Genomic DNA, 14,823 nt, shown 5'->3' with positions numbered 1-14,823 from the left:
CTGGAACAGGTGTCGCCACACTATATTGTTTTTGTATAAATAATTGGAAAAGATCCTATTCCAACGTGATTAATGCAATCTCAAAATCTGAATCATTTAGTGCTTGTAAAATCGCATCTACCCCATCAAGTGCTGAACCCATATCAAGTGTGAAGAGATAGACGTTTTTCTTTCTCTTTTCATAGCTGAAATTATGGATTAAGCCTAAGTTAGTCATGTCATTTTCATCAGAATCATCTTTTAACAAACTTTTTTGATTATACGATTCAATGGCATTTCCGATAAATTCAGCTAAAATTTCGATGTTTACAGGGGTCTTTATCCTAATGCCAATATCTGGAAATGAAGAACCAAACCAGCCCATTTCCCGAATCTTAAACCGATAGAGCTTTTTGTCTACTGTCGCTTCTTTAGTAGAACGTTTCCACATATATTCGTTACGTTCAACAACCTGCTGTAATCGTTCTTGTGATGGCATATTTTCAATCCAAAAGCTGATTTCTTTGTCTGCGACATCATCAGAAGCTAATACAATACTGCCATCTGATGAACGCCAGTGAAGCTCTACATCCCAGATTCTCAATGCGGCTTTTGCAACTAACACGTCAATCATGCAAAAGTGGTATATTGAATTATTAACATCGCTTTTACGAATATATAACCCTATCCACAAAAGTGATTCTTTAACATGGGGACCAACTTCCGATTTAATAATAGGAACGACAAATGATTCGACTTTTTCTAAGAAGGAATCTGAACACCTACCTTCTGAAATATATATCTTCATGACTTTAACTTTGGGGTCTATGGTTTAATTCTCTGTAGACTATATTACAACTGGTTCAAGTCTGTGACTTTGACCTATTCTTTCAAAAGTTTATAACTTTATCATTCCATTTGTCACTGGCATAATTGTGAAGATAGGGACAAGTAAACAAACTTTAGTTCTTAATAAACTAGCTAACATAAATTTAATTTCTACAACAACATGAAAAAAGTACTTTTAGGCATTGGGCTTCTTATCTCATTTTTTGTCATCAGGCATTTTACCTTGCAGAGAGTATGGGATTTTGATATTTATGAAATGGATGGAGGCATCACGTGTTCTAGTGTAAATACGCCATTTCGCGCGAGTTTACATAAAATAACAATTGAAGGATATTTGGAAAATGATGCCTTATTGTCAGTCATTTATTATGCTGATGATTCACGTTGGTATGAAAGAAAGGAGGATTGGGGTAAATCATACATCCAAAATCCATTTGTAGCCCTAAAAAAAGGCAAAATCAGAAAAGAAATTATCACAGAAGACAGTTTAGCGCCAGTTGACCTTTACAATATTGTATTAATCCCTCAAGAAGCTCTTAAAGCTCCATATAAGAAGTCTCAAATAGGGAAATTACATATTCGAGTGGAACTCTATCAATATCGAAGTCCATTATTCTTGTAACTCTTGTTTATTGGAATTCAGAGGTTGAAGCATTGCGTCTCTATCCATAAAACTCATTTTAAAATAATCACTCATTCGCTCAATCACTAAATTCAGTCTAGTAAAAACACCTAATCTCTTCTTTGCCAGTACTTAATCTTTTTACTTTTTCAGGAAATTAAAACTTTCTACTAATAACCTGAAAAATAAAGGGTTGCGAGACTAAGGCTAATTGAAAAATTGCCTGATAAGCGTAAAAAAATGTTTTCACAATCCATTTTTTAAGAGTATTTTTACTGTGTTAATACAAGAAACGCTTGGTTTTTATCATTATTTAATGATTTGTTAATACAAAACCAACCTCACAATTATTCAATCACAATTTGCGAAATGGCAACAGCAACTTTCACGCTCGAAAGAGATACTGAAATTTTTAACTTGATTAACCAAGAAGCACACCGCCAAGAATTTGGTATCGAATTGATTGCTTCTGAAAACTTCACATCTAAGCAAGTAATGGAAGCACAAGGCTCTGTGCTTACCAACAAATATGCAGAAGGTCTTCCAGGCAAACGTTACTATGGTGGTTGCGAAGTAGTTGACCAAATCGAAAATATCGCTATCGAACGTGCCAAAGCTCTTTTTGGTGCTACTTGGGCTAACGTGCAACCTCACTCTGGTGCACAAGCTAATGCAGCCGTATTTTTGTCTTTCTTGAACCCTGGCGACAAAATCCTAGGTTTCAACCTTGCACACGGAGGTCACCTTTCTCATGGTTCTCCAGTAAACTTTTCAGGTAAATACTTCCAACCATTCTTTTATGGTGTAGAAGAAGAAACAGGTTTGATCGACTGGGACAAAGTAGAAGCTACAGCCTTGAAAGAGCGTCCAAGATTGATTATCTGTGGTGCATCTGCGTATTCTCGTGACTGGGATTATGCTCGTTTGCGTAACATCGCTGACCAAGTAGGTGCTTTGTTGTTGGCAGATATTTCTCACCCTTCTGCTTTGATTGCAAAAGGTTTGTTGAATAACCCAATGCAACATTGCCATATCGTTTCTACAACAACGCACAAAACGTTGCGTGGGCCTCGTGGTGGTTTGATTATGATGGGTCAGGATTTTGAAAACCCATTCGGTTTCAAAACATTGAAAGGTGATTTGAAAACAATGTCTGCTTGTTTAGACGGTGCTGTATTCCCAGGAACTCAAGGTGGTCCTTTGGAGCACGTAATCGCTGCTAAAGCAGTTGCTTTTGGTGAAGCGTTGACTGACGATTTCCAAGTATATGCTGAACAAGTACAGAAAAATGCTAAAGTTATGGCTCAGGCATTCTTAGACAAAGGTTACAAAATCATTTCGGGTGGTACAGACAACCACTTGATGTTGATTGACCTTCGTCCAAAAGGATTGACTGGTAAATTGGCTGAAAACACTTTGGTAAAAGCTGATATTACGATCAACAAAAACATGGTGCCATTCGATGACAAATCTCCATTTGTAACATCGGGTATGCGTGTAGGTACTGCTGCTATGACAACAAGAGGCATGAAAGAAGCTGAAATGTTGCACATTGTTGACCTTATCGATAGCGTATTGATGAACCATGACAACGAAACTTACATTGCTTCAGTAAAATCAGAAGTAAACAAATGGGTTGAAAACTTCCCACTTTACAAATAATTCTCTGATTTTGTCGATATGAAAAAACCCTGACACCTACAAAGGTTGTCAGGGTTTTTTGCTTTTTTCGTGTAACTTTGCGAATAAGCACTTGATATATTTCGTTGTCAAAAACGAACTTATCTGGCAAGGAGCTTTCAAGATTTAGTATTGTATAAAAAATACTTTACTCGATTTTTGGCTTCATCTTGTTTGTTTTCCTGTAAGTAAAAGACTTTCAGGCATTTGCTCGATACAACATCTCATTTTAATTTTTAAACTGACTAATGGCACTAGACCAAGAATTTGACGAAGAACTAGAAGAAGGTATCGAAGGAAAGGAAATGACCTTCGTAGAGCATTTAGAAGAACTTCGCTGGCATTTATTACGCTCGATTGCGTCTATTTTGATATTTACAATTGTTGCTTGGATTTACAGAGAAGAAATTTTTGGAGGAATCATCATGGGACCTGCCAAGTCTGACTTCTGGACCAATCGAATGTTGTGTAAGGTAGCTGACGCTACAGGTATGGAAGGGCTTTGTTTTAAGCAAGCAAGCTTTATTTTGCAAAGTCGTGAGGTATCAGGTCAATTTATGATGGCACTTACCCAGTCGATTATCGTAGGCTTGATGTTTGCATTCCCTTATTTCTTCTGGGAAATATGGAAATTTATTCGCCCAGGATTAAAAGACACCGAAAAATCTGCCGCTCGTGGTGCGGTATTTTGGGTATCGCTTTTGTTTTTCATGGGTGTGAGTTTTGGCTACTTTGTGGTTTCGCCAATGGCGATTAACTTCTTGGCTAACTTCAAACTTGATGATAGTATTCAAAACCAGTTTGACATCAACGATTATATTTCGTTATTGTCGATGATGACATTGGCTTGTGGTCTTACGTTCCAACTCCCAATGATTGCTTATGTGCTTTCGAAAGTGGGTATTTTAACGCCAACTTTCATGAGAGAATACCGCCGTCATGCCTTGATTGTGATTTTGATTGTGGCAGCCATTATCACACCATCGCCAGATGTTATTTCACAGTTATTGGTAGCAACCCCATTGTTTGGTTTGTATGAAATCAGTATTTGGGTTTCGGCAAGTGTAAATAAGAAAAGAGAAGCTGAAATGCTCTAAGTGTAAGTGCTGAGTTGTGAATTGTGAATGTAAAATTAAAATTACTTAAAACTCAGTATTCACCCTTAATACCATTAACAAATAAGCCTTAGTACGAGTTGTACTAAGGCTTATTTGTTTTAGTTGGAATGTGAACGCAACGCTTCCTTCAAAAAAACTGTCATGTTTGTATCGTAAGTATTCAGTAAAATACGTAGTTTTCCCTTTCATTTGTAACCAACCGATTGTATGAAAAAAATACTTTTATTGTATTTACTCTTTCTCACGCATCTCACCTTTAGTCAAGAGAAGAGTCTTTACTCTACTTCACAACAAAACAAACAACAAGCTTTATCTCTGGAAATTAGTAAACAGGAGGAAAATGAATACCAAAAAGCATTAGAAAAAGCCAAGAGTCAAAACTGGCCTATTAATGGTGTTTATAAAGATGGAAGAGTCTATTCACTTAAAGGATTAGATGCTACAGGACAACCTCTTTACTTAATTACACATAGTAACGCCAAAGCTGCTGCTGCTACAAGAACTACCTCCATGTACACAGGTGGCAGTCTAGGATTAAGCCTCAATGGTAATAGTAGTTACATGAGTGGTAAGTTGGGGATCTGGGATGGTGGACGTGTGTATTCGAGCCACGTTGAACTTACTGGTCGTGTTACTCAACAGGATAATGCTGCAACTTTTGATCAGCATGCCACCCACACTTCGGGAACAATGATTGCGACGGGGATTTCGGCACAAGCAAAAGGGATGTCCTTTGGTGCTAATCTTCGTGCATGGGATTATAACAGCGATAATACGGAAATTAGTGCTGCAGCCAGTAGCTTACTTATCTCAAATCACTCTTATGGTTATCTAGCAGGTTGGAATTATGATTCAGACGTCAGCAGATGGCGTTGGATGGGCAATGTCAATATCAATGCTTTTGAAGATTATAAATTTGGCTTCTATGATAGCAATACACAAACTTTAGACAGAATTGCCTATAATGCCCCTTATTATCTTATCGTAAAATCGGCAGGAAATAACCGTGGCGAAACTGGTCCAGACCCTGGCACAGTTTATTACTTAGGAAATACTTCAGATACTAGCTCAGTAGTAAGAAGTAAAAATGATAGTTATGATATTTTGTCAACGACGAGTACTGCCAAAAATATCTTGACGGTTGGGGCTGTAAACGCCCTTGATGCGGCACCAACAAAGCCTTCAGACATTAAAATTTCTGATTTTAGTAGCTGGGGACCTACAGATGATGGTCGTATCAAACCAGATATTGTTGGGATAGGTGTAAACGTATTCTCTACATCTACAGGCTCAACTACTAGTTATGCTACATTAAGTGGAACATCGATGTCTAGTCCTCAGGTGGCGGGTAGTTTATTTTTGCTCCAAGAATTATATGCTAAGCAGAATGATGGGCAGTTTATGAGATCAGCAACGTTGAGAGGACTTGCCATTCATACCGCTGAGGACGCAGGCAACGTGGGTCCTGATTATATTTATGGTTGGGGTTTGCTCAACATGGAAAAAGCAGGAAAAGTAATTTTGAATACTTCAAAATCAAATTTACTTCAAGAAAAAAGTCTAGCGCAAGGAGCTACTTCAACACAAACTGTTGTGGCATCTGGTCAAGAACCTTTACGAGTAACCATTGTTTGGACTGATCCTGAAGGTACGATTACTTCGACATCAGCATCTAACTTAAATAATCGCACTCCGAAATTGATAAACGATTTAGATGTAAGGGTTTCCGATGGCACTTCTAATTATTTGCCTTTTACGTTAAATCCAGAAAAGCCTTCTGACTTGGCAACAACTGGTGATAACATCAGAGATAACATTGAGCAAATTTTAATCAATAATCCACTTCCTGGAGTTACTTATACCATTACAGTAAGCCACAAAGGAACCTTGACCAATAGCAAACAAGATTTTTCTTTAATTGTTAGTGGTACAGGAACTGTAACCTACTGTAGCAATGCTGTAAGTGTGGGTAGCGATGTGATTGAATCCGCTAGCTTACAAGGTGGAAATAATGTTTCAAGTAATCAAGCATTAACTTTAAATGTATCAGTAAAAAATACAAGTAACCATATCTTAAAAGCATTTATTGACTGGAATAGCAATGGAAGTTTTGATGATGATGGTGATCTAGTAGGTACAAGTACCGTAAATGGCACAGGAGCATACGCACTAAACTTTACTGCACCTCAAGCAATCAATTTTGGCACAACACTACGTATGCGTGTGATTTGCTCACAAGCAGCTAGCGCAAATGCTGTGACAGCTTGTGGCGCGGTATCCAATGCAGAGGTAATGGATATTCCTTTGGCTGTTACAAGAGCCCTTAGCGATGTAGCTGTAAGCAATTTGGTGACACCAGAAACGGGTTTATTCTGTAGTAATACTGCTTTAACTCAAATAAAGGTTAGTATTACCAACAATGGATTAAACAGTATTTCTAATATTCCAATAAGTGTGACGGTAAGCAATGCTTCTGGTGCTAGTGGAACATTTGCAGGTACTTATACAGGAACGTTGGCTTCTTTAGCCACAGCAGAAGTAACTTTAACAGGAACTTTGAATGTTGTTGCGGGACAAAGTTATAGTTTTGCCACACAAGCGACCTTAGCAAGTGACCAAGATTTAAGAAATAACCAAGTTACCTTCACTCGTACCGTAAGCACTACGGCTGCTCCAACGGCAGAGGCTATTGTTTGTGATGGAGCAAGTACAGCCATCATCAAATCAGCTAGTTCAGCATCAGTACAATGGTTTGACCAATCTGTGGGAGGAACGCTTATCTATACTGGAGGAACAGGCTCATTTACCTTGCCAACAGGAACAAGCAAGTTGTATGTTTCGACAGGTGAAATTTCGGGAAGTATTGGAGCAAAAACGAAATATGAATATGGTGATGGTTCTTATTTTGAAAACTTTGGTCCAGCGATTGTAATGACAACTCAAGCACCAATCGTAATTAAGTCTGCCAGAATTTACGTAGGTACATCAGGTAGTATCACATTTGGAGTAGTCAATGCAGCGGATGGCGCACCAGTTTCTTCTGTGACAATTCCTGTACAAGCAACCAGAACCACTGCCAATTCGACAAGAAGTAACTCTCAGTTGATTGATGACAAAACAGACCAAGGTGTTGTAGTGAATCTAAACCTCAAACTACCTGCTGCTGGAACATACTATATTACCCAAACATGTGCTGACGGAGCATCCATTTACAGAAGTAATAAAAACCTTACTTCAACGGCTACAGACTTGGTGGGCTATCCTTTCTCATTAAATAATACTGCAAGTATTACAGGAGCATACTTCAATGGGAATATTATAAAAACAGGATATTACTATTTATATGATATTAGTTTAGGTGCATTAGAATGTCCAAGTACACGTGCTGCCGTAACTATTCAAAGTGTAACAGCTCCTACTGTCAGTATAACACCTTCAAATACGATTAGCTTCTGTCCAGATGGTGCTGGTACGTTAACAGCTACCTTGGGCAATGGCTATACCTATCAGTGGTTTCGTAATGGTGCAACATTGAATGGTGCCACAAGTAATACTTTAAATGTAAGTATTGCAGGGAATTATACGGTTAGAGTATCAAATGGCGGAGCTTGTTCTACTACAACTTCGAGTGTGACAGCCACTGTATTTACCCCAATTGTACCAAGTATTAACTGGACGAATGGAGTACTTTCCGTTTTGACAGGAACCAACCCTTCATGGACTTTGAATGGACTTGAGTATGCTTCAGCTAAAGGCTTAGCAAGCTTCACTCCTATCCAATCAGGTTTTTACAATGCTAAAGTGACTGATACAAATGGCTGTAGTGCGTATTCGGCAGGAGTATCTGTGACTATTACTGCTATTGAAGAAAATTTGCTATCGGATGGTCAATCTAAAGTGTATCCTAACCCAACTTCTGGTATAGTAACGGTCAAAGTTCCTGATAATAATTACAAGGCAGTTACCGCTGAAGTTATTTCTTTGGTAGGAAATACACTAACTCAAAAATCAATGGAGCGTATCGGAAACGATTTCTGGACAAGTTTAGATTTAAGTCAATACACTGCTGGACAATATTTCATCAGAGTATATACTGATGCAGGCACAAGAGTCTTGAAGGTAGCTTTACAAAAGTAATTTCAATGATCAGTAATTTATAATTAACAAAAACCCCGATAAGAGTTTATTTCTTATCGGGGTTTTAATTTTATGAAAATAGAAAAACTATTCTCCAACCACGCCACTGAGTGTAGAAACTCCATTTTCATTAAATGCTTCTATGGCATAGTAGTATTTCTGTCCCAAATTCAACGCTCTGATTTGCAAAGATGTTGGTTGGTCGGCATATACCTGATAGGTTTGATACAGCTTATCTTTTTCTATTCCCCAACGAATATTATACCCTACGGCATTGGGTACTTTTTCCCAAGAAATATCCACATTTCGTTCATCTTTTTGACGTTTTGCTACTAGTTTTTGAGGTGTCGTTGGTGCTTGTCCGAGGCCATTCCCAAATACACGGATTTCGCCAATGGCAAGATTTTGAGCTTTTACATATACGTGTTCATATTTGATAAAACGACCTCTATATGGTTTTTCTAGCTCGATATAGGCACATGGTCTATCTCGTTTAGGCTCTTTGGTAAGGTCACGCAATAACTCCCATTTTTTTCCATCTTTTGAACCCCAAATTTTGAATAAAGTATACACACTCGAATCAGAATCGAAGACATTGTTTTTGTAGTCAATATAATTTACCTGCAATGCTCTTACTTCTGATTCTCTTCCTAAATCAATACTTGCCCATTCGCCTGCTTTGTTTTGTTTAGCAACCCAAAAACTTTGTCGTCCTTCATCAGTCAGATTTTTAGCTACATGAATGGTATCTTGCTGAGAAGAAACTGTTACGGGTTTTTTATAGGAAAGAAGCATCCAACCTGTAAAAAGGGCATCACGATTGTCCCATTTTCCTGTTGGCAAATAATGAGGCCAATCTCCAAAACGAGTATTCGAATACATTTGTCCTTCTTTGTCAAAGCCTGCAGGGAACATCGAAATACGTCGTTCCATTGGCCAGTTTACTGCCAACCATGGTGTACCAGTATTCCAGTAGTTTCCATAAACATCTTGAAAAGTATTCCCATGTCCTGCTCCTGTCATATAGCCCCCGGGGCGGTAAGAAATTGGATTATAAGATGCATAGGTAAATGGCCCAAGCGGATTATCTCCAACATAAGTACCATTGCCATAAACATTATATTCTGTCCCAGGCCCTGCATACTGAAGGTAATACTTCCCATTATGCTTGGTCATCCAAGCTCCTTCAATAAATGGCTTAATCATATCGGAATGGTCTGGACCAAAACGCTCCCAGCCGTGCTGGTATTGGTCTAAAAATATCAAGGGTTTATAATCGGTTTTGTCTTTATAAGTCAAGTTTCGACTTTTATCTAGCTCTGCTCCGAAAATAGGATACACATTGGAAGAGCCCCAATACATATACCATTTATCGGTATCGGGATCATGAAAAAGAGCTGGATCCCAAGGACCAATATCTTTGGGTAGTTGAGGCAACCAACGATTGAGGAATTTGAGTTTTCCTTTTTCGGGCTCGGTCGAATAAAAAATAGGGCGTTGTTGAAAAGTCGACTGGAACAAATACAAGGTATCTCGCACCGAAACTGCTGCTGGTGCGCACATATCTTCCATAGGCCATTTGTCGGGAACAACATAGTTCCAATTGACTAAATCTTTGGAATGCCACCAGCCTCCAGAAATAGTTACGAACAAATAGTATTCGTTTTTGTGCGTAACAATTACAGGGTCAGCACCCGAACGGTACGAAATACCTTCGTTCATTTGCTCGAAGTTGTAGCGATAGCCAATGTCGATAGGATTACAGTACGTAGCCTGCTTATTTTGAGCCAATAAGGCTATTGATAAACAAGACAGTAAGAAGCTTAAAAGGGATTTTTTCATATATTCAATTTGAGTTTATAAAAATTCAAATCAAATGTAGGATTTTTTTAGGTAAAAAAATTTCAGCTCAAGAATCGGGGCAGAATAAATGCCTCCAGTGGAATGAACTTAACTATAACATGAAAGAGCACTCGTCCAAGGTATTATCCCTAAACGAGTGCTCTTACTATATTGGCATATTTCATTAATACGCTTTATGCTATAAGCAGTGGGCAAAATAAATTGGGGCTTTCAGGTATCGGCTTTCGGCGGTGGGTTTTGAAAAAAGCATGGCGATGGGTAATAAAAAACATTTTAACACTCTTTGCCTTGTGCCTAAACACATCACTTAAATCTTATTTTGCACTAATACTTATTATTTCTTTCTGTAGCTTTTACCAATACCTTTAAAGTAGGCACTTGAAGTTTTCTTTGATTTAGAATCCTTCACGCTCGATTGAAACTTTTGTTGAGATTCACTGACAATCAAAATTCTTCCATCAAGTTCACTTCCATGAAGCGCAGCGATAGCCGCTTTGGCTTCCTCCTCGTTGGGCATTATTACAAACCCAAAGCCTTTACTTTGACGAGTGATTTTATCAATAATAATTTTTACAGATTCAACCTCTCCATGAGTTTCAAAAAGGGCTTTCAAACCCGCTTCCTTCAACTTAAAAGGAAGACTGCTTACATATATATCCATTTGTTTTGAATGATTTTACGTTAAAAAAAATTAAGTTAGTGGGCAAAATAAGACTTAGGTTGGCTGCATTAGGCAGAAAACCTTCTACTATTTCATGAGAAATATTTTTGCCATGTGCCCATAGCTGACTGCCAAAAACCCAATCATTTAATTTTGCCCGCCTAAAGCATATTAAAACAGCGCCTTAAACTTTCCTGGTAGTGGTGTTTGAAAATTAAAAACTTCTTTTGTTACAGGATGAATAAAGTTCAATTCCCATGCGTGTAAGCCCAATCTTTTGATAGGATTTACTTTTGATCCGTATTTGGCATCGCCAATCACTGGGTGACCGAGATCTTGCATGTGAACTCTTACTTGGTTTTTACGACCTGTTTCCAACTTCACTTTTACAAGTGAATAATTGCTATTGGACTTAATGGTTTCGTAATGTGTAACGGCTTTTTGTCCGTTATTAGGATTTTGTGACGAATACACAATATAGGCTTTACTTTCTACCAAATACGATTCTACCGTTCCATAGGGGTATTTCAACTGCCCTTCTACTACCGCTGCATAAACACGCTCCTTAGTTTCGTGCCAAGATTCTTGCAAAAGCTTTTGAATCTTTTCGCTTTTGGCATAAATCATTACGCCAGAAGTTTCGCGGTCGAGGCGATGTACGATAAAGATACGATTCGTGGGGTTCTCTTTTTTGACGTGATCACTCAAAATTGAGTAGGCCGTTTGGTCCTTTTCACGATCAGTTGCAATCGACAACAAACCTGCTTCTTTGTTGATAACAATCAAATATTGGTCTTCAAAAATAACATTAAGTCCTTTGTAAGGTTTTTCTTGATGTGATTTCAAAGCCTTAATTTGAACTTCCTGCCCTGCCACCAAAGGGTGGTTAAATTGAGAAATGGCTTTGCCATCGACTAATACTTGTTTGTCACGAAGAAGACTCTTGATATTGATTCTACTTTTATGTGGCATCTTGGCAATCAGGAACACCATCAATTCGGTATTTTCGGTTACCTGAAATTTTGCCTCCGAAGATTTTGAAGGAGTACCCTCAGGTTTGGGACTCCATTTATTTGGTTTCATGGACATTACTTTTACGCTCAATCTCTCTGACAGTTTTTATATACAACTCCTCGACTTTTTGTCTAGCCCATGGCGTTTTACGCAAAAACTTCAAACTCGATTTTACACTTGGTTCAAAATTAAAACAGCGTATTTCAATGAGTTGCCCCAATTGACTCCAGCCATAATAAGCCACCAAATGATTAATGATCATTTCGAGCGTGATGCCATGTAAGGGATTATTTACTTGCTGATTCATAAGTACAAAGGTATGAATATTTTAGCGAATCGCCTTACAACATTACTAATGCTACAGCTGCTAATGTCATAACCAACATGGTAAGTGCTCCCATTAGGTTATCCAATCGAGTATTGACAAATCGTCTCATAATCGTTTTGTTATTACTGATATGCAAAATAATAGCAATCAAAATGGGGGCAATCATCCCGTATAAAACCGCGGTATAAATCAAGGCTTTGATAGGACTAATTCCTATAATATTGACAAAAAGTCCAACAAGCATCGAAACGATTAGTGTAATATAAAAACCCTTTGCTTCATGAAATTTTTTATCTAAACCTTCTTGCCAATCAAAAGCCTCCGCAATCATATAGCTCAAGGCCCCTGAAAGCACAGGCACCGCCAACAAACCTGTACCAATTACACCAACCGCAAACAACAAATAGGCATTGTCTCCAGCCAAAGGTTGTAAGGCACGGGCGGCTTCTTCCACAGTATCTACATGAAAAATGCCTGCTTGATACAATACTACACCTGTTGTAAGAATGATAAAAAAGAAAACTACATTGGTCAATAGCATTCCCCAACGCACATCGCTTTGCATAGAATGAATTACCCGTTTGTCTACAACCAAATGACGTTGTTGGATTTCTTCGACTTCCATGGAGGCTTGCCAAAAGAATAAATACGGAGAAATAGTAGTTCCTAAAATACCTACCAAGGCAACAAAATAGTCGGATGAATATTCAATTTTAGGAATTAAGGTGTCATGCAAAACTGCTAACCAATTGATTTTTAACATAAAGGGAATCGCGATATAGCTAAACAGCACTATACAGAGCCATTTGAGAATCATAGCAATACGACGATAAGATAAAAAGACAATGCCAAGTATAAGTAAGGTCGTAAAACTAATCGAGCAAATAAAAACAGGTATTTCAGGAAAAATCAAATGCCCGACCGCTCCCATTCCTGCAATATCTGCCCCAATATTAAGAATGATAGAAGGAATACTGACCAGTAAAATCAGGTATAAAATGTAAGGAGGATAGTATTTTTTGATAGTCCCCATAAGTCCTTTTCCTGCCACCAAACCAATTCTGGCACACATTTCTTGAATAGATACCATGAGCGGATAAGTTACAATGGCTGTCCACAGCAATTTAGTGCCAAATTGTGCTCCCGCTTGTGAGTATGTTGCAATACCAGAAGGATCATCATCGCTTGCACCTGTGATTAAACCTGGGCCTAGAACTTTCCAAAATGAGATTATTTTTTTCTTAAAGGTCGTCATTGGGTTTTGTATTAAATGTCTCAGATAGTACGGTAATTTATAAAATATCTTTCGAGAAAATCTCTTTGATTAAGTTTTTAAATAAAACAAAAAGGTCGACTAAAAAAGTCGACCTTAATATTAGAAGTAAAGATTGTCAAAGGCTTAAAGAATGTTGAATTATGGTAAATTCAACAAGAAACCGATGGTAAAGTTGGCATCCCAGTCAAATATAAATTTCTTACACCCTGTTGTTTCTGCCACAGACTTATAGATATTCAAACCAGCTTTTGACTTTGCATTGTCTAGTTTATAAGCCGAAGGAGCATCTAAAACAGTATAACGCTCATTTCCTTTGCGAACCGCTTTAGCCAATTCGAACGGCACACCACCAATGATAAAGCAAGTTTCACGGTTTGCAGAAGGAATTTGTTTTGACTTTGCCGATATTTCTTTGGCTACAGTTTCATCATCGATACTATTTTGAAAGTACTTCGCGCCATACGATTCTAGAGAACGAATAGCAGAGCCTTCATGCCACGAAATCTTGGTATTGCCAGAACCAATATCAACTACAAATGAATTATCAGCAAATTCTTTGGGTTGTACAACTTTCAATCCAAGTACACCTTCTTGCTCTGGAGTTACAGTATTTACGTAATAGTTAAGAGACTTGAGTGCTTTGATAATTTTTTGGGTTACCTCCGCTTTTATGGCTCCAGAACTAACGACAAAATGAATTTCTTTACCTCCAACGCCATAATCTAGCATACCTCCAATGTACTTTTTCAAACCAGTTCGTACATCTTCATCGGTTGCCATATTCTCAGTTACAAGGCTATTACCAAATTCTGCTTTTTCAAGCTTCCAGTTCTTGTCTTTGTCGATACGAACAATAAATGAGTTGAATCCGCTAGCTCCCAATTCTACCACGCCTTTGAGCTTGCCAGCAATCGGTACAGGTGCTGTATAGTCAAAAGAGGCTTTGGTCGTTGAGGTAGCCTCATCGTTACTATTACTACTTGCTTCGCTCGAACTATTTTCTTCGGCAGGCAAAGTACTAGAAGTTGTCGATGCTGTTTGAGTCGAATCTGTTGTTTTGAATTTTTTGAGTAACTCCTGTCCTCCCAACTTAGAGAATCCAAAATAAAAAGCCGCTACTACAAGGGCTGTGATAATCAATCTACCAGCTACTGTAAGACGTTGCATAGGAATAAGGTTTTGATTTTGAAAAATATGAGCTTGTTGCCCAATATGGTTTTGCAATACTACAAGATACAAAATCGTTTGGCAAAGCTTTTAGTTTTTTCGGTTAAAAATAAAGATAGTTGGCCAAAT

General features: G+C 38.1%; 11 protein-coding genes. 4 read left to right on the top strand and 7 right to left on the bottom strand.

The genetic code is table 11. The features are described 5' to 3' along the window. Positions 1 to 55: 55 nt before the first annotated feature. Positions 56 to 787: a hypothetical protein gene (locus BWI92_RS20450; protein WP_141234854.1), complete on the bottom strand. Its 732-nt coding sequence runs from the start codon at positions 785 to 787 to the stop codon at positions 56 to 58. Between the two features lie 201 nt (positions 788 to 988). Here BWI92_RS20450 and BWI92_RS20445 point away from each other — a divergent pair, with 201 nt between their 5' ends. The 4 genes from BWI92_RS20445 to BWI92_RS20430 all read left to right on the top strand — a co-directional run bounded on the left by BWI92_RS20445 (position 989) and on the right by BWI92_RS20430 (position 8,385). Then, a complete protein-coding gene (locus BWI92_RS20445; protein ID WP_095166295.1) occupies positions 989 to 1,450 on the top strand; it encodes a hypothetical protein in 462 nt (153 codons plus the stop codon). A gap of 369 nt (positions 1,451 to 1,819) precedes the next feature. Beyond that, positions 1,820 to 3,112, top strand: a complete 1,293-nt coding sequence (gene glyA / locus BWI92_RS20440) for a serine hydroxymethyltransferase (RefSeq protein WP_095166293.1) — start codon at positions 1,820 to 1,822, stop codon at positions 3,110 to 3,112. Between the two features lie 266 nt (positions 3,113 to 3,378). Next, positions 3,379 to 4,227: a twin-arginine translocase subunit TatC gene (tatC, locus tag BWI92_RS20435; protein ID WP_095166291.1), complete on the top strand. Its 849-nt coding sequence runs from the start codon at positions 3,379 to 3,381 to the stop codon at positions 4,225 to 4,227. A gap of 228 nt (positions 4,228 to 4,455) precedes the next feature. After that, positions 4,456 to 8,385 (top strand): S8 family serine peptidase, encoded by a 3,930-nt coding sequence (locus BWI92_RS20430; RefSeq protein ID WP_095166288.1) that lies wholly within the window; start codon positions 4,456 to 4,458, stop codon positions 8,383 to 8,385. 87 nt (positions 8,386 to 8,472) lie between these two features. On the opposite strand, the gene BWI92_RS20425 is transcribed toward BWI92_RS20430, so the two are convergent. The 6 genes from BWI92_RS20425 to BWI92_RS20400 form a co-directional block, all read right to left on the bottom strand. Then, on the bottom strand, positions 8,473 to 10,227 hold the full coding sequence (locus BWI92_RS20425) for a family 43 glycosylhydrolase (RefSeq protein WP_095166286.1): 1,755 nt from the start codon (positions 10,225 to 10,227) through the stop codon (positions 8,473 to 8,475). A gap of 355 nt (positions 10,228 to 10,582) precedes the next feature. After that, positions 10,583 to 10,909, bottom strand: coding sequence for an RNA-binding protein (locus tag BWI92_RS20420; protein ID WP_095166284.1), 327 nt, complete (start codon positions 10,907 to 10,909; stop codon positions 10,583 to 10,585). A 171-nt stretch (positions 10,910 to 11,080) separates the two neighbouring features. Then, complete coding sequence (locus BWI92_RS20415) at positions 11,081 to 11,992, bottom strand: RluA family pseudouridine synthase (RefSeq protein WP_095166282.1); 912 nt, start codon at positions 11,990 to 11,992, stop codon at positions 11,081 to 11,083. Beyond that, positions 11,979 to 12,230 carry a VF530 family DNA-binding protein gene (locus BWI92_RS20410; RefSeq protein WP_095166280.1) on the bottom strand — a complete coding sequence of 84 codons (252 nt, stop codon included), beginning with the start codon at positions 12,228 to 12,230 and terminating at the stop codon, positions 11,979 to 11,981. Before BWI92_RS20410 ends, BWI92_RS20415 begins: the two co-directional genes overlap by 14 nt. Positions 12,231 to 12,264: 34 nt before the next feature. Beyond that, positions 12,265 to 13,506: an Nramp family divalent metal transporter gene (locus BWI92_RS20405; RefSeq protein ID WP_095166278.1), complete on the bottom strand. Its 1,242-nt coding sequence runs from the start codon at positions 13,504 to 13,506 to the stop codon at positions 12,265 to 12,267. A gap of 159 nt (positions 13,507 to 13,665) precedes the next feature. Further along, complete coding sequence (locus tag BWI92_RS20400) at positions 13,666 to 14,694, bottom strand: hypothetical protein (RefSeq protein ID WP_095166421.1); 1,029 nt, start codon at positions 14,692 to 14,694, stop codon at positions 13,666 to 13,668. Between the last annotated feature and the right edge of the window lie 129 nt (positions 14,695 to 14,823).

Origin of the sequence: Flectobacillus sp. BAB-3569, from assembly GCF_002270355.1 — a bacterium.
Lineage (GTDB): Bacteria > Bacteroidota > Bacteroidia > Cytophagales > Spirosomataceae > Flectobacillus > Flectobacillus roseus.
Note: the sequence above shows the minus strand (reverse complement) of the source record. Positions and strands in the feature narration are given on the sequence as shown.